This window comes from Cupriavidus sp. 01L45 (genome assembly GCF_056399885.1).
Genome location: NZ_JBFTSG010000004.1, coordinates 56,226 through 72,302, shown reverse-complemented (window position 1 = coordinate 72,302; position 16,077 = coordinate 56,226). Strand labels below are relative to the sequence as shown.

At 64.3% G+C, this 16,077-nt stretch carries 15 protein-coding genes; 10 read left to right on the top strand and 5 right to left on the bottom strand.

Annotation, left to right across the window (positions count from 1 at the left end):
* Positions 1–148: 148 nt before the first annotated feature.
* Positions 149–796, bottom strand: a complete 648-nt coding sequence (locus AC1DT6_RS03920; RefSeq protein WP_477114437.1) for an ATP-dependent DNA ligase — start codon at positions 794–796, stop codon at positions 149–151.
* 76 nt (positions 797–872) lie between these two features.
* Positions 873–1,226, bottom strand: coding sequence for a hypothetical protein (locus tag AC1DT6_RS03915; protein WP_477114436.1), 354 nt, complete (start codon positions 1,224–1,226; stop codon positions 873–875).
* A gap of 262 nt (positions 1,227–1,488) precedes the next feature.
* On the opposite strand from AC1DT6_RS03915, the gene AC1DT6_RS03910 reads away from it, so the two are divergent.
* The 5 genes from AC1DT6_RS03910 (at position 1,489) to mdoH (ending at position 8,638) form a co-directional block, all read left to right on the top strand.
* Complete coding sequence (locus AC1DT6_RS03910) at positions 1,489–2,400, top strand: helix-turn-helix domain-containing protein (RefSeq protein WP_035861378.1); 912 nt, start codon at positions 1,489–1,491, stop codon at positions 2,398–2,400.
* A 307-nt stretch (positions 2,401–2,707) separates the two neighbouring features.
* Positions 2,708–3,259: a surface-adhesin E family protein gene (locus AC1DT6_RS03905; protein ID WP_441627759.1), complete on the top strand. Its 552-nt coding sequence runs from the start codon at positions 2,708–2,710 to the stop codon at positions 3,257–3,259.
* Between the two features lie 173 nt (positions 3,260–3,432).
* Positions 3,433–3,618 (top strand): hypothetical protein, encoded by a 186-nt coding sequence (locus AC1DT6_RS03900; RefSeq protein WP_441627757.1) that lies wholly within the window; start codon positions 3,433–3,435, stop codon positions 3,616–3,618.
* Positions 3,619–4,532: 914 nt separating this feature from the next.
* Positions 4,533–6,116, top strand: a complete 1,584-nt coding sequence (locus AC1DT6_RS03895) for a glucan biosynthesis protein G (RefSeq protein WP_441627755.1) — start codon at positions 4,533–4,535, stop codon at positions 6,114–6,116.
* Entirely contained in the window at positions 6,089–8,638 is a 2,550-nt protein-coding gene (gene mdoH / locus AC1DT6_RS03890; RefSeq protein ID WP_477114435.1) for a glucans biosynthesis glucosyltransferase MdoH, read from the top strand. The genes AC1DT6_RS03895 and mdoH overlap by 28 nt, the downstream gene beginning before the upstream one ends.
* A gap of 83 nt (positions 8,639–8,721) precedes the next feature.
* Here the strand turns inward: mdoH and AC1DT6_RS03885 are convergent, their stop codons facing one another.
* Positions 8,722–9,297: a hypothetical protein gene (locus AC1DT6_RS03885; protein WP_035861368.1), complete on the bottom strand. Its 576-nt coding sequence runs from the start codon at positions 9,295–9,297 to the stop codon at positions 8,722–8,724.
* A gap of 379 nt (positions 9,298–9,676) precedes the next feature.
* Between AC1DT6_RS03885 and AC1DT6_RS03880 the strand changes: the two genes are divergently transcribed.
* The gene (locus tag AC1DT6_RS03880; protein WP_441627751.1) at positions 9,677–10,897 is read left to right on the top strand and encodes a Bcr/CflA family multidrug efflux MFS transporter; all 1,221 of its coding nucleotides are present in this window, start codon (positions 9,677–9,679) and stop codon (positions 10,895–10,897) included.
* Between the two features lie 67 nt (positions 10,898–10,964).
* Here the strand turns inward: AC1DT6_RS03880 and AC1DT6_RS03875 are convergent, their stop codons facing one another.
* Entirely contained in the window at positions 10,965–11,795 is an 831-nt protein-coding gene (locus AC1DT6_RS03875) for a mechanosensitive ion channel family protein (protein WP_441627749.1), read from the bottom strand.
* Positions 11,796–12,027: 232 nt separating this feature from the next.
* Positions 12,028–13,230, bottom strand: coding sequence for an ammonium transporter (locus AC1DT6_RS03870; protein WP_045239764.1), 1,203 nt, complete (start codon positions 13,228–13,230; stop codon positions 12,028–12,030).
* Between the two features lie 599 nt (positions 13,231–13,829).
* Here AC1DT6_RS03870 and AC1DT6_RS03865 point away from each other — a divergent pair.
* The 4 genes from AC1DT6_RS03865 to AC1DT6_RS03850 all read left to right on the top strand — a co-directional run bounded on the left by AC1DT6_RS03865 (position 13,830) and on the right by AC1DT6_RS03850 (position 16,068).
* Positions 13,830–14,111: an HU family DNA-binding protein gene (locus tag AC1DT6_RS03865; protein ID WP_017226623.1), complete on the top strand. Its 282-nt coding sequence runs from the start codon at positions 13,830–13,832 to the stop codon at positions 14,109–14,111.
* Positions 14,112–14,302: 191 nt separating this feature from the next.
* Positions 14,303–14,788 carry an acyl-CoA thioesterase gene (locus AC1DT6_RS03860; protein ID WP_035861498.1) on the top strand — a complete coding sequence of 162 codons (486 nt, stop codon included), beginning with the start codon at positions 14,303–14,305 and terminating at the stop codon, positions 14,786–14,788.
* A 16-nt stretch (positions 14,789–14,804) separates the two neighbouring features.
* The gene (locus tag AC1DT6_RS03855) at positions 14,805–15,275 is read left to right on the top strand and encodes a CreA family protein (RefSeq protein ID WP_156177204.1); all 471 of its coding nucleotides are present in this window, start codon (positions 14,805–14,807) and stop codon (positions 15,273–15,275) included.
* Positions 15,276–15,309: 34 nt separating this feature from the next.
* Positions 15,310–16,068 (top strand): SDR family oxidoreductase, encoded by a 759-nt coding sequence (locus AC1DT6_RS03850; RefSeq protein ID WP_441627745.1) that lies wholly within the window; start codon positions 15,310–15,312, stop codon positions 16,066–16,068.
* The last annotated feature ends 9 nt before the right edge of the window (positions 16,069–16,077 follow it).

Sequence of the window (16,077 nt, the reverse complement as noted above, 5' to 3'; positions counted from 1 at the left end):
ACCTGGCCACTTGCGGGGTCACGATAGACGGCCGGGGTAGCGCAACCTGCGAGTGCAATAAGTGAAACTACGATCAGTCGACGCATGCTGTGCCCAATGCCGGTAGAGATGCGCGAGCGTAGCGTGGGCAGACTGGAACTCCAACCCCTCAGGAGGTAGGGGTTGCGTTGTCCCTACGAAAGCGCTGGGCTGTGACGGCGCCGGGTCGCTTGATTTTGATCCAGTCGGGCGAGCGCACCCCGGCCTGGTAGGTGCTGCCGGCCCGCTTCCCCACGATCCCCTCCAGCTTCAAGGCAAGCGCATTGTCATAGAGCCATTCCCCATCATCGACGTCCTGGACATACAGCAGTCCGGGCGGCGGGTCGGCCAGCAACTTCTTGAGCGCGGCCTTGCGCCTCTCAATGGGCTGGGCCCGCAGATCCCGCCCGCCGCCGACGATCAGGTCGAAGATGCAATAGGCGACTTGGTCCGCCCCTACATACCAACCCCGGCGCAAGGCGCGGCGGTGCATCCGGTTGAAGTCGCTGATTCCCAGATCGGTGAGAACGCAGACCTCCCCGTCCACGATGTTCTCTGCGGGCAGTGCGGCCAGCGCGTCTCCCAGTTCGGGGAACCACTTCGTCGCATCTACCCCGCCGCTCGACTGCAATTCGACTTGGCCGGTAGAGGCCAGCATCCTGTACCCGTCGTACTTGATCTCCCACCGCCACTGGCTCGTAGCGGGCAGCGTCTTGCGCTCAGTGAGCAGCATGGGCGACAGTTCGGCGAGGGTCGGGGCGGGCGCGCGCGGCGGCATACTGGTCTCCGGAAGGGCTCCTACATCCGTTGTAGGCGCGCGCACGACCGGCCGCCATCAGGCAACATCCCACAGACTACTTGACGCCGCGCGCCTCATCCAGCGCCGCGGCCCATACCGCCTCAGCGATTCCGCGCCAACCATATCGCTTACCCGCCTCCTGCACGGCATTTGACGCCCATATCGCATGGAAGGCATCGGGGTCGAAATCCGCTCCGGTGAGGTTTCGGGCTGCCGACGGCGTGGCAGCCAGGAGCACACTGAGTTCGTGCCTGGCTTCTGTCACCTCGATCTCGGAAAGGTCGTCGCTGCTGTCTAGCCGTTCCAGCGCATCCAGGAGTCGCTGGGCAGCCTGGCGAACGGTGGGCCGCTGGGAAGGCAGATCAGGTTCTGCGACCTGGCAGCCGGCGGCGGATTTCTTGTTGCCCATGGTGGCACCTCAATACACTGTACATCCATACAGTGTATCCCATGCTTACCGCCTGACGCCTCAGCGCATTGACGCCACGAGGCGTCGTCTGGAATGGCGTTGTAACCCATTGTTTTTAAATGTGATGCGTTGTTGAAACTAGGGTATCCGTCAACCCCCTCATTTTCAGCATAACCCATTGATATTATTGATGAAATTTCGTTTTTTGATTATTACCTCGGAGGTAGTCGCCAGGTGGCCATCGCCATGCTGTAATACGGCCATGGACACCCTGACCCCCAGCTCCGAAACCGCACTCGACTTCCCCGGCCTGCTGCGCTACTGGCGCGGCAAACGCGGCTACAGCCAGCTCGCGCTGTCACTGGCGGCAGGGGTCTCCCAGCGGCATATCAGTTTCCTTGAATCCGGCCGCGCCCGGCCCAGCCGCGAGATGGTGCTGGCGCTGGCCGACCGGCTCGGCGTGCCGCTGCGGCAGCGCAACCGCCTGCTGCTGGCCGGCGGGTTTGCGCCGGCCTACAGCGAGCACGGGCTGGCCGCGCCCGCGCTGCAGATGGTGCAACAGGCGGTCGCGCTGATCCTGTCCAAGCAAGAGCCGTATCCGGCGGTGGTGCTGGATCGCTTCTGGAACATGCTCGATGCCAACCAGGCATACCGCCGCATGATCGGGGTACTGCTGGGCGATCGCGCGCCATCCGTGCTGGAGGAGAACAGCGGGCGCATCAACCTGATGCTCACCGTCTTCAATCCGGATGGCCTGTGGCCGGTCATCGAAAACGCGCGGCAGGTGGGGCGTTACCTGTTGCGGCGCGTCTGGCAGGAATTGCAAACGCAGGCGCAGGACCAGACCGCGCGCGAAATCTTCAACCGGATTGCCGGATGGCATCCCGACATGGTCGGCCCGGCCGGCGTCCCGCTGTTCGATGACGAAGCCGCGGAACGCACGCCACCGCCGATGTTGCCGGTGGCGCTGGCGGCCGAAGGTTTCCGCGCCTCGCTGTTCTCGACGCTGACCACGCTGGGCATCCCGCAGGATGTCACGCTGCAGGAAATGCGCATCGAGTGCTTTTTCCCGGCCGACGATGCCTCGCGCGCCGCGCTGGAGGCGCTGTCGAAGCGGACGTCCGAAAGCCCGCCCTCCAGTGCCCACCGGGGCGTGGCTGTTGGCAGCGCATGAGGTAGCGCGTGGCATAGGGTCATGAAAGGGGTGAAAGTCAGTGGCTATGGTCTATTGCCATTGAGAAATTCCCCAAAATCCCATGGCTTTTTCGATTTGAGGATTTTCCTAATAATCGGGATTGAGCGATTATTGATTCAACTCTCCGGGCAGAGTGCGTGCCGCTATCGCGCTGCATCCATGATGCGGCAACGCACCTTCGATGGGGGGGGGGGCTGAAGCGAGGGGCTAGCTGCCTGCCGGAAGGCGGCCGCGGCACGGTATGCGACAATGCGGGCTGTTTTTTGGTCTACACGAGGGTCCGTCCATGTCCTTGCGCGCCTTATTCCATGCTGCCGCCGTGCTGATCGGCAGTAGCATTTGTCTTGCCGCGTATGCCGAACCGGTTACCGCAACGGTTCGCCCCGCCGCCGCGGGTTTATATGAGTGCCAGGCTCCCAATGGGGGCACGGTGTTCCGTTCCACGCCGCGCGAGGGTTGCGCGATGGTGGCCGCGCCGGATCCTTCGGCGCCCGACCCGCAGCGCTGGCTGCCCCTGACGGGCGCAAACGGGGTGGTCTCCTACTTTGACAAGAGTTCGGTGCGCCGCCGGGGGCCCGAGGTCGGCGTGGCCGTCATGCGTAACGCGCCGGCCGGCGTGATTCGCACCGCCAGTGGCGAACCGATCCGCTCCTCGCTCAGGCGCATGGTCTTCAACTGCGCCACGTCCATGTACGCGGTGGTCGAGCAGACGCTCTATGCCAAACGCTACGCGCGCGGCGAATCGCTCTACACCATCAGCGCGCCACAAGCCGGCATGCCGCAGCCGGCCAACGCCGGCACCATTGCCGGCGAACTGCTGGGCCGGTTGTGCCATTGAGGCCTTTGCCGGCGCACCTGGATGCATCCAATGCTGCGCCGCAGTGTCGATGGGCGTGCTGATGCGTCAACCCATCCCGACCTTGTGCCGTTGTTGATGGTGATGAAGCGGGGTGCCTGTGGCCGCCAAGGGCCACGGCCAGGCTTCTTTCCACAGCTGACCAGGAGGCTGATATGAAGAAGTGGATCGTGATGTTGTCGCTGGCCATGTTTGGCGCGGGTGCATATGCGCAGGCGTCGGCTCCCGCCGCCGGCGATAAGCCTGCCGCGGCAAGCTCGAGCAAGGCGACAAAGCCCGCCAAGACGAAAAAGAACCACGCACCTCCCGATAGCGACAAGATGATGAATAAAGGCGCCTGAGCGCCGATAGCGAAAGGCGACAGGCAGCCCTTGCGTCATTGCGCCACCGCGCGCATGCGCTGGCCGGGCTAGTTCGCCACGCCGCCCGCGTCCGCCGCACCGCGCGTTGCATCACGCGGTGCGGCGTGCCCGGTACCGATGTCCAGCGGCGCCATGCGCCATTCCGGGGGGACTGGCATCGAGGCGGAACCTGATCGAGAGGCTGCGGCCTCTCTTTTTTTGCCCGGATGTATTCACACCGGCTTCCCGTCGCACAACGCCAGCTGACAGCTGGTCCGACTTTCCCGAACGTCTGCTTCAAACGTTCGCAGGCCTGATCCGGGTGCAGTGCACGATTTCGCAGGTGCGCCATGCGCCGTTCCAGTGCCGTACGGGGCCACGCCGCGCGCATTGACGGCGTCCAATCCATGTCCTAGCGTTGCAGATTCGGACGTCGGCCTCAAGTAGCGAAGCGGGGTGCAGCGGCATGCGAGACGACGGCGAGATGCTCGCCCCGGCTATCAGACCTGGCGGCAGCGCCAGGGAAGGGGCTGTAGAAATGGCTGCGTACACAACGTGCCCTGTGCGGCACCGCGCGCTGATCCAGCGATGTTGTCCATGTGACGCCCCAGCACGGGATCGGCACCGAAAGCGGCGTCCGGACGACCGGGGTTTCAATTTGTTGCAAACGTTGCGTGATCGAAACGTGACTTCCCAGGCTCGAATTGTTAAGGTTCTTTTGCGCATTGCAACAAGCCCGATATACGCTTGATCAAGTGAAAACAATGCGCCGCAAGATCCTTATCCGTGCTTCCCGGTATCTTCGCGGCCAGCATCCCGCCGTTGCTTTTGTCATCGCGGCCGCATGGTGGCCCGCCTTTTGCTGCGGTGACTGATCGACCCCGATTTTCCAACTCTGCCTGTCACTGGCATCCATGTCCGAAACCGTTACCCTGCCAACCATCCAATCTGCCCAACCCCATACAGCGGCACGCGCCAATGCGGGCGCCATGCGTCTGGGCAGGTGGTTGTGCGGCGGCATGCTGGCGGTGTGCGCGATGGCCGCGCACGCGTTCGACTTCGATACCGTGGCGGCGCGCGCGCGCCAGCTGGCCGGAACGCCTTACAAGGCGCCTGCGCAGAACCTGCCTCGCGAACTTCGCGAACTGTCCTACGAGCGATATCGCGAGATCGAGTACAAGCCCGAGCGATTCCAGTGGCGTAATGCCAAGCTTCCCTTCGAGCTTTCGTTCTTCCATGAGGGCATGGTGTTCGACCAGCCCGTGCGCATCAACGAAGTGGTGAGCGGCAGCGCGCGCGAGATTCGTTTCGATCCGGCCGCCTTCAACTATGGCCCGCACAAGGTCGATGCCGCCAAGCTCAAGCCGCTGGGCTTCGCCGGCTTCCGGGTGCTCTATCCCCTCAACAACGCCAAGAGCAAGGACGAAGTCGTTTCCTTCCTGGGCGCCAGTTACTTCCGTGCGCTCGGCAAGGACCAATGGTATGGCCTGTCGGCGCGTGGCCTGGCGGTGGATACCGCGCTCAATTCGGGCGAGGAGTTCCCGCGTTTCGTCGAATACTGGATCGAGCGGCCTTCACCGGCGGACAAGCAACTGACCATCTATGCCCTGATGGATTCGCGCCGCATGAGCGGGGCTTATCGCATCGTGATCCGGCCGGGCGCGGAAACCGCCATGGAGGTGAAGTCGCGCCTGTTCATGCGCGAGAACGTCACCAAGCTTGGCCTGGCGCCGCTGACCAGCATGTACCTGTTTGGCGAGAACCAGCCTTCGGCGGTGCAGGACTACCGGCCCGAGGTGCATGACTCCGACGGTCTTTCGGTGCAACTCGGCACAGGCGAATGGCTGTGGCGGCCGTTGAGCAACCCCAAGCGCCTGCTGGTGACCTCGTTCGCGGCGACCAATCCGCAGGGCTTCGGCCTGATGCAGCGCGACCGCAATTTTGGCAATTACCAGGAAATCGGCGCGTGGTACGAGCGCCGCCCGAGCGCCTGGGTGGAGCCCAAGGGCAACTGGGGTTCGGGCCGGGTCGAGCTGGTGCAGATCCCGACTCCGGACGAGACCAACGACAACATCGTGGCGTACTGGGTGCCCGATAACCCACCCAAGCCCAAACAAGCTTTCGATTTCGAATATCGCCTGCTGTGGCAGAAGGACGGCGAAAAACAGCCGCCGCTGTCGTGGGTGACACAAACGCGGCGTGGYCAGGGGCTGAGCCGCAAGCAGGACGACACCAGTTTTTCGCTGGTGGTGGATTTTGAAGGCCCAGTCTTCAAGAAACTGGCTGCGGATACCCGGATCGATCCGGTGATCTCGGCCGACAGCAACGGGGAGCTGCTGAACACTTCGACGCAGCGCAATGAAGCAACCGGCGGCTGGCGCATGACGATGGTCGTGCGCCGCAAGGACGAAAACAAACCGGTCGAATTGCGCGGCTATCTTCGCAACGGCAATACAACCCTATCCGAGACGTGGAGCTACATCTTACCCCCAGGCTAAAGCAGCGCACGGCCCCGGCGGCATGCGAGCGCTATCTCGATCGCGTGCCGGTCTCTCCAGACCTGCGCCGCGAGCTTCTCAACAATGTCGCTTGCGGCGATGACGCGGATCCCGAATCGGCCATTCATTCGCTGCAGCAAAAACTCGCGGCTAAAGACGCTGGCCAGTCGCCGGCGGGCGCTACCTACGGTTCGGTAGGGCGTCGCCTCAATCTCGCGTACGGCGCCCCGCAAGCGGCGGGCGAGCCCCTGGTGCAACGCCGCGCCGATGGCACCGTGCATATCGACACCGGCCCGGCCCCCGAGCGCGGCTCGATGGTGCCGCGGGCATGGCCCCCGCACATCGTCACCGGTTTCCTTCGCAACCTGGGCCGGCGCGTGCTTGGCCGCCCACCCGTGCCTGAAACCTGGGACACCTTGCACGATGGTCCCGACGCCGAGGGCAAGTGGCATCCCGCGGGCGCGCATCGCCGCTGGGTGCTGCTTGGCCTAGTGGCCGGGCAGACCACACTGGCCACCTACTTCATGACAAAGGTGCTGCCTTATCACGGCACCGACCCGCTCGAGATCGCCGTGCTGGCGCTCTTCGCTATCCTGTTCTCGTGGGTGTCCGCGGGTTTCTGGACCGCGATGATGGGTTTCCTTGTGCTGGCCAAGGGCGGCGACCGCCATCTGATTTCGCGTTCGGCAGCGGTGGACGGACCCATCGCGGAAGAGGCGCGCACGGCAGTCATCATGCCGATCTGCAACGAGGACGTGAACCGGGTCTTCGCCGGGCTGCGCGCGACCTATGAGTCGATGGAGCGCACCGGCGAACTGGCGCGCTTCGATTTCTTCGTGCTGTCCGACAGCGGCGACCCGGACCTGCGTACCGCCGAGACCGATGCGTGGATGGAAACCTGCCGCGCGGTCAATGGCTTTGGCCGAATCTTCTATCGCTGGCGCCGTCACCGCGTCAAGCGCAAGACCGGCAACGTGGCCGACTTCTGCCGCCGCTGGGGCAGTGCGTACCGCTATATGGTGGTGCTTGACGCCGATAGCGTGATGAGCGGCGAATGCCTGACCACGCTGGTCAAGCTGATGGAAGGCAACCCCGGCGCCGGCATCATCCAGACCGCACCGCTGGCAGTGGGGCGCGAGACCATGTATGCGCGGGTGCAGCAGTTCTCCACGCGCGTGTACGGTCCGCTGTTCACCGCAGGACTGCACTATTGGCAGCTTGGCGAATCGCACTACTGGGGCCACAACGCCATCATCCGCATCCTGCCCTTCATGGAGCACTGCGCGCTGGCGCCCTTGCCCGGCAAGGGGCCCCTGGCGGGGGAAATCCTATCGCACGATTTCGTCGAGGCCGCCMTGATGCGCAGGGCCGGGTGGGGCGTGTGGATTGCCTATGATCTCGAGGGTTCCTACGAGGAACTGCCGCCGAACCTGCTTGACGAGGTCAAGCGCGATCGCCGCTGGTGCCAGGGCAACCTGATGAACTTCCGCCTGTGGATGAAGCAGGGCTTCCACGCGGTGCACCGCGCCGTGTTCCTCACTGGCGTGATGGCTTATCTTTCGGCGCCGTTGTGGTTCCTGTTCCTGGTGCTGTCCACCATCATGCTGGCCAAGCACGCACTGGTACCGCCGGAGTATTTCACGCAGCCTTACCAGTTGTTCCCGACCTGGCCCGAGTGGCATCCGGAAAAGGCGCTGGCCTTGTTCTCGGCTACCGCCACGCTGCTGTTCCTGCCCAAGGTCGCCAGCGTGCTGCTGCTGATGAAAGACTCGCGCAACTATGGCGGGCCGCTGCGCCTGGTCGCTTCGATGCTGATCGAGGTGGTGATGTCGGCCTTGCTGGCCCCCGTCCGGATGCTGTTCCACACCAAGTTCGTGGCGGCGGCATACAGCGGTTGGGGGATTACCTGGAAATCGCCTCCGCGCGAGGATGCGGAGACGACCTGGGGCGAAGCATTTCGCCGTCATGGCATGCATACCTTGCTAGGGCTTGCATGGGGCGGACTGGTGCTGTGGCTGGATCCAAATTTTGTCTGGTGGCTGCTGCCGATCGTCGGCTCGCTGGCCTTCTCGATTCCGCTCTCGGTGTGGCTGTCGCGGGTTTCGTTTGGCCGTGCGCTGCGCCGCGCCAGGCTGTTCGTGACGCCGGAGGAGGCCACGCCGCCGCGCGAAATGGCCGCCATGCAGAAGCACGTCGAGGCCGCGGGCGAACCGCCGGCATTTATCGATGCCGTGGTCGATCCCGTGACCAATGCATTGATGTGCGCCACCGGCTCGCCCCGCGTGGTACAGCCGCAGGCCACGCAACAGGAACATGCCGCGCTGGTGCACCAGGCTCTCACCGCCGGGCCAGATGGCCTCAGCGCCGCCGAAAAGCACGTGCTGCTGGGCGATCCCTTTGCGCTGGCCAGTCTGCATGAACTGGTCTGGGGTTCGCCGCTGGCGCATTCGGGATGGAAGGAAACCCGTGTGTTGCCCCGGCGCGCTGCCAATGTGGTGCCGCTGCGGCCGCGGCTTGCCTGAGTCTTGCGAGGGGAGCGGGTGCCCGCAACGGGCGCCCGCCGGCCCCGGCACTCCAGGGTGTCGCGGCAAGGAAATCAAACGGTTTAACGCAGCGCCGAAGAGCAGATGGGCGCGTTGATGTAGACGTCGCCCACGCGGCGCTCGCCCCGCTCGTTGCGCGTCATATAGCGGAACATCATGCTGATGCCCAGCTTGGTCAGGATTTCCACATCCCGGTTGGCGCAGATATTGCGCTGCAGGGGCGCGGCATAGCTGAGCTCGAAGCTGGCGAGGTCCAGCATGGGGCCTCGATACTTGGTCAGCTCAAGCTGGAAGAGGATGTGTTTGCCCGGTACCGACTGGCAGCGGCGCAGGCGCGTCTCGCCATCGATTTCGATGGGCAGCGCATCGTTGAGTTGTCGGCAGGCCCGCGACAGTATGTTGTCCGGCCGCGCGGTGTTGCGCAGCAATTCCGGTACGCCCGCTGCGCCGGTGTTCTGGCCAGTGGCCGCGCCCTTGAGCATTTGCGCCAGCGCATCGGCTTCGTCCACCACGACGGGTGCGGAGGCGGCGGCCCTGACTGGCGGCGTTGCCGCGCGCGCTTGCTGCGCCCACGGCAAACCGGCCGCGCCGGCGGCCAGGGTAAGTAAGACAGAAAGCAGTGTGTATCTTGTTCTCATGCAGGAAAACGTTGCCGGAAGCCGTTTCGGTGGCCGGGCTTCCGCGGTGCGTCGGGCTGCGCGATCGTCCGCCCGGGGCGTCCGACAGGCTGGCATTGTACCCTTGGCGTTACTGCGGTTGAAAGCCACGCACTCCTCCGATCCGCGGCGAAGCGAGGCCCGTTGCCGCCGGCATGTCCCGGCACCGTCGGGCCTGTCATCACAGTTGCGCGCGTCCAGGCGGATGCGCGCCTGCATCATCGCCGCGCGGCGTGTCGGGTGCGCGGCTTGTTACGCTATGCAACAATTACGCTTCTTACCGCTCCCGCGCCGCTCGCGTCGCTGACGCATTGGCGCAGGTGGCCATTCCGGCCGCCCCGTTGTTCCTCAGGATGTTTCGATGACTCGCTCCGCCCGCGCCCCACAGTCCGCGCGTTTCCCGCTTTGGCTCCTGGTATGCGCTTCGCTCACTGCGCTGGCGCCCCTTTCGATTGATATGTACCTGCCGAGCTTCCCTGCGCTGGCCGGCGATCTTGGGGTCGATATCGGGCGTGTGCAACTCACGCTGGGAACCTTTCTGGTGGGACTGGCGGTGGGGCAGGCCTTCTATGGCCCGATCAGCGACCGCTTTGGCCGCAAGCCGCCGCTGTACATTGGCCTGCTGTCCTATGCGCTCGCAGCGGCCGGATGCGCGCTCGCGCGCGACGTCGAGGCGCTGATGCTGTGGCGCTTCTTGCAGGCCCTGGGCGGCTGTGCGGGCATGGTAATGGCCCGTGCCGTGATCCGCGACCGGCTGGAGGCGCACGAATCCGCGCGCGCCTTCTCCTCGCTGATGCTGGTGATGGGCCTGGCGCCGATCCTGGCACCCATCATTGGCGGGGCCGTGCTCGCGGCCTTCGGCTGGCGCGCCATCTTCTGGCTGCTTTGCGCCAGCAGCCTGTTGATCTTGTGGGTGGTCCACCGGTACATGGAAGAATCGCTCGACACCGTCAATGCCATGCCACTGCGCCTTGGCCGCGTACTCGCCAACTACGGCGAGCTGCTGCGAGACCGGGGCTTCGTCGGCTATTCGCTGTCTGCCGGCTGTGCGCAAGCCGGGATGTTCGCCTATATTGCGGGGTCGCCGTTCGTGCTGATCGAGTTGCATGGCATCGATCCCTCTTATTACGGCTTCGTATTCGGTGCCAACGCGTTGGGCTTGATTGGCATGTCGCAACTTAACGCGCGCCTGGTGCGCAACCGCACGCTTGACCACGTGCTGGGGGGCGCCCTGGTTGCGCCGTGCGCGGCAGGCCTGGCATTGGCCGCCGCGGTGCTGGCCGGACTGGCGCCGTTGCCGGTGTTGCTGGCCGGATTCTTTGTGTTTATCGCCAGCCTTGGATGCATCCTGCCGAACGCGTCGGCCCTGGCCATGGCCGAGCAGGGCCAGCGGGCCGGCACAGCGTCCGCGTTGATGGGGACGCTGCAATTCGGGCTGGGCACCCTGGCCGGCGCCGGGGTCAGCTTCTGGCGCGACGGCAGTGCATTGCCGCTGGCGGTAGTCATGGGTATTTGCGGTACCGGTGCGGTACTGATGCGCGTCTTCGGCCGTTCAGGCAAACCGGCGCACGGCGCCGGCTGACTGCTGCCGCCGTAGCGTAGCGGGGCGGCCTGGTTCCACGCTTCCGGCGCCTCCTTTCTCGGCACGGTTACGTGGCCGCGCTGTTTTGCAGCACCACCAGCTGGGCTGGCATCGGCGCGGAGAATCCGGCCTCGCCGAAGCTCTCGCGGATCACGCGGTTGGTGTCGAAATACACCTGCCAGTAATGATCGGTATGGCAGTATGGACGCACGGCAAGGACGGGGCCGACCAGGTTGAATTCGAGAATCTCCACGTCCGGCGGCGGTTCAGTCAGCACGTTGGGCAGTGCGGCCATGCGTTCCTTGAGCAGCGCGGCGGCGGCGATGTGGTCGGTACTGCCGGCCAGCTGCGCCTTGAGTTCAACGCGGCGGTAGGCGTTGGCGCTGAAGTTCTGGATGGTGTCCGCGAAAATCTTGTTGTTGCCGACCACGGTCAGGACATTGTCGGGCGTATCCAGCGTGGTGCAGAACAAGCCGATCTCCCTGACCGTGCCGGTGATTCCACCCACCGTGACGAAATCGCCGACCTTGAATGGCCTCAGCACCACGAGGAAAGCCCCCGCGGCAAAGTTGGACATCAAGCCCGACCAGGCCATGCCGATGGCAACGCCGGCCGCGGCGATCAGCGCGGCGAAGGTGGTGGTCTGGATGCCGAAATAGCCCAGGATGCCGATCACCAGCACGACATTGAGCGTGACCGTGACGATGGACCCGACGTAACGCAGCAAGGTCGGATCGACCTTCTGCTTGGCCAGCGCCCCCTGCACCAGCCGCACCACGAAATGAATCAGCGACCGGCCGATCACCCAGAAGGCGAGGGCAGCAAGTATCTTGATCCCGAATTCGGTCGCATAGGCAATCACTACGTCCTGAAGCTTCTGCAGCGTTGTAGCATCCATCGCGGTTCTCCCTTGCTGGCTCGGCAGGTACACGGGCAACGAACATCGTGCAGCGGATTCCCGGGCGCATCGGGGGCAAGACACGAGTGCGGGCAACGCATTATTGCTACGCCGCGTGCGGAAGTTCAAGCACAAAATGGCCGCCACGAGCGCAGCGCGCCACTGGCCGCCAACGGCCGGGGATCCGCGGCAGCGGATGGCGCGGGGGGGCAAGCCCCCTGCGCGCCGCGGCTTACCAGTTGGTTTCGCGCTCCGGCGTGGCGGAGATGCGATGCAACGACAGGTCCGCGCCGTTGTATTCCGATTCGGCATCGAGCCGGATGCCGACCAGCTTCTTCAATGTGCCGTAGACCACGGTGCCGCCCACCAGGGCGATGACGATGCCAAGCAGCGTGCCGATCGTCTGCGCGCCCAGGGAGACGCCGCCGATGCCGCCCAGCGCCTGGCTGCCAAAGATACCGGCGGCAATGCCGCCCCAGGCACCGCACAGCCCATGCAACGGCCAGACGCCCAGCACGTCGTCGATATGCCATTTGTTCTGGGCCAGCGTAAACAGGTAAACAAACAGCGCGCCGGCGATGGCCCCGGTCACCAGCGCACCCAACGGATGCATCAGGTCCGAGCCCGCGCAGACCGCCACTAGGCCGGCAAGCGGGCCGTTGTAGGCAAAGCCGGGGTCGTTGCGGCCCGCCGCCCAGGCGGCCAGGGTACCGCCCGCCATGGCCATCAGCGAATTGATGGCGACCAGCCCGCTGATCTTGTCGACGGTCTGCGCGCTCATGACATTGAAGCCGAACCACCCCACCGCCAGCACCCAGGCGCCCAACGCCAGGAAGGGGATATTGGAGGGCGGGTGGGCGCTGATGCGGCCGTCCTTCTGGTAGCGTCCGCGGCGCGCGCCCAGCAGCAGGATTGCCGGCAGCGCGATCCAGCCGCCCATGGCGTGAACCACGACAGAGCCGGCGAAGTCGTGGAAGGGCACGCCCGCGACGGAGGTGATCCAGTCTTGCACGCCGAACCGGTTGTTCCAGGCGATGCCTTCGAAGAAGGGATACACCAGGCCAACCAGGACGAAGGTTGCCACCAGTTGCGGATTGAAACGCGAGCGCTCGGCAATCCCGCCGGAAATGATGGCGGGAATGGCGGCCGCAAAAGTTGCCAGGAAAAAGAACTTCACCAGTTCATAGCCGCTTCGTTGCGCCAGTTCATGGGCGCTGGTAAAGAATTCGACCCCATACGCCACGGTGTAGCCGATGAAGAAATAGGCGATGGTGGAAATGGCGAAATCCACCAATATCTTGACCAGGGCGTTGACCTGGTTCTTCTTGCGCACCGTGCCTAACTCAAGAAACGCAAAGCCCGCGTGCATAGCGAGCACCATGATCGCCCCCAGCAGGATGAACAGGGCGTCGGTGCCGCTTTTCCAATTGTCCATACATTCCTCGTGCTCAAAATGGGAGCACTGGTATGCAAAAAGCATTCCAGTGTGGGGCATCCTGGCGGGGAATCTGCACCGTGTTGGGTGCTTTTGCACCGGATTGTCGCGCCTGCGGGGGCTGCCCCGTTGATAGCAGCGAGGGCGATCGCCTTGCAGTCCCTGTGGGGACAGGCAAAAGCCTGCGCCAAAATGATGCACCGCATTGATTTGGGGCGTAGCCCTCTCACACCCATGCACCATAATGGGAGATTGCACCGCTCTTGCCCAGAATCGGGGCATGCCGCCGCCTGTGATCCGCGCATCGCACCGGCGGTGGTAGCGAGCGGACGAAGCAAAGCCGCATCGCGCCACAAGGGATGCGCGTCGCCCGTACGCGCGTTCGAATTCTGCCTAGCCTCAACGGGCGCATTTGAAAGGGCGGAAAAGGGGGGTAAATTCCCCGCAAAGGCGCTTGACTCAAGGATTTGCGGCTTTTTTCGTTGCATTGGTGCCACTGGGGATTGCCCAATGCGTAAAGCGCGGATTAGACTGCGCCGATCGGTAATTTGCCGCGTGGCAGACACTCCGATCAAGACGACCAACAAGGGAAATCAGCCATGAATAAAGGTGAACTGGTATCTGCCATCGCCGCGGACGCCGAATTGAGCAATGCAGCGGCAGAGCGCGCACTGAATGCGGCTCTGGACAATATTAAGAAGGCGGTTGCCAAGGGTGATTCGGTAACGCTGGTGGGTTTCGGCAGCTTCAGCTCCGGCAAGCGCGCCGCGCGTACCGGCCGCAATCCGCGTACCGGCGAGACCATCAAGATTCCGGCCGCAAAGACGGTCAAGTTCTCTGCCGGCCAAGGGTTCAAGGACGCTGTGAACAAGAAGAAGTAAGCAGTCCGCGCCTTGAGCGCTGATAAGAAGGCGGCCCGAAAGGCCGCTTTTTTGTTGGCGCCGGGGTGCGCCGGGACGTGCTCCGCCACAAGGCAAGGGGCCCGTTCCGGGTTAAACTGCCGATCGTCGGCACCAGCCTTTCGACCCGCTTCGCGGGTCCGCCCGGCCGCTTCCAGATTCCGGATTTCATCATGAACGACCTGTCCCACCAGCTTTCCATGACCGTGCTGATGACGCCGGACATGGCCAATTTCTCCGGCAATGTGCACGGCGGCACCATCCTCAAGTATCTCGACATGGTGGCTTATGCCTGTGCCAGCCGCTACGCGGGGCGCTATGTCGTGACCTTGTCGGTCGATCAGGTCGTATTTCGCCAGCCCATCCACGTGGGAGAACTGGTGACCTTCCTGGCAGCAGTCAATTTCACCGGGCGCAGCTCCATGGAGATCGGCATCAAGGTCATCACCGAGAACATTCGCAGCAAGCTGGTGCGCCATACCAATAGCTGCTATTTCACCATGGTGGCGGTGGACGATAATGGCGCCCCGGCCGAGGTGCCGGCGCTGGTGCCGCGTGACGAAGTCGAGCGCCAGCGCTTTGCCGCGGCCCAGCTGCGCCGCCAGCTTCGCCAGGAAATGGAAAAACGGCACGACGAAATCACGGGCAAGGTGTCCTGAGGTGGAAGGGGCACGCATGCATACCAGCCTGATGCGCCTGCTAGCGGCGCTGGCGCTGCTGGCGCCGGCCGCGCATGCCGAGGAGATCGGCAGCGTGAGCACCAATTTCCGCATGACCGGCTCCGACAAGGTGGTGATCGAGGCTTATGACGATCCGATGGTGCAGGGCGTGACGTGCTATGTCTCGCGTGCCCGCACCGGCGGCATCAAGGGATCGCTGGGCATGGCCGAAGATCCGCCCGAAAGCTCGATCGCCTGCCGCCAGGTCGGGCCGATCACGTTCAAGGGCCCGCTGCGCCAGCAGGACAACGTATTTTCCGAACGCATGTCGATCCTGTTCAAGACCTTGCACGTGGTGCGCACGGTCGACCGCAAGCGCAATACCCTGGTCTACCTGACCTACTCGGACCGCATCGTTTCCGGCAGCCCGCAGAACAGCGTGACCGCGGTGCCGGTGGCGGCGGAAACGCCGATTCCGGTCAAATAGTCGGCAACCAAGAATCCCATCCGGAGAACACAGCATGAGTCAGCAAGGCAAGGTAGCGCTGGTCACGGGCGCCGCCCGCGGCATCGGCAAGGCGGTGGCGCAGGCGCTGCTGGTGGCGGGCTACCGGGTGGTGTTCGCCGGACGTACCGCCGAACCGCTCCAGGCGCTGGCCGCGCAAGCCCGGGCCGATGGCCATACGGCGCTGGCGGTGCGGTGCGATGTGAGCGATCCGGCTTCGGTGGATCAACTGTTCGCGCAGGTCCGCGAACAGTTCGGCCGGCTCGACGTGCTGTTCAACAATGCCGGCATCAATGCGCCGGCGGTCTCGATCGACGAACTGTCGGTGGAGCAATGGAAGGCGGTGCTGGACACCAACCTGACCGGCGTCTTCCTGTGCTCGCGCGCCGCCTTCGCGCTGATGAAGTCGCAGAGCCCGCGCGGCGGCCGCATTATCAACAACGGCTCCATCTCGGCGCATGCGCCGCGCCCCAATACGGTCCCGTACACGGCCACCAAGCACGCCATCACCGGGCTGACCAGGAGCCTCTCGCTGGATGGCCGCGCCTTCGATATCGCTTGCGGGCAGATCGACATCGGCAACGCGGCCACCGACATGGCTTCGCGCATGGCGCGCGGCGTGCCCCAGGCCAATGGCGAGATCGCGCCCGAGCCGCTGATGGACGTGGCGCACGTAGCGAGTTCGGTGCTCCATATGGCCAACCTGCCGCTCGATGCGAATGTGCAGTTCATGACTGTGATGGCCACCAAGATGCCCTTCGTCGGCCGCGGCTGAACATCGCCC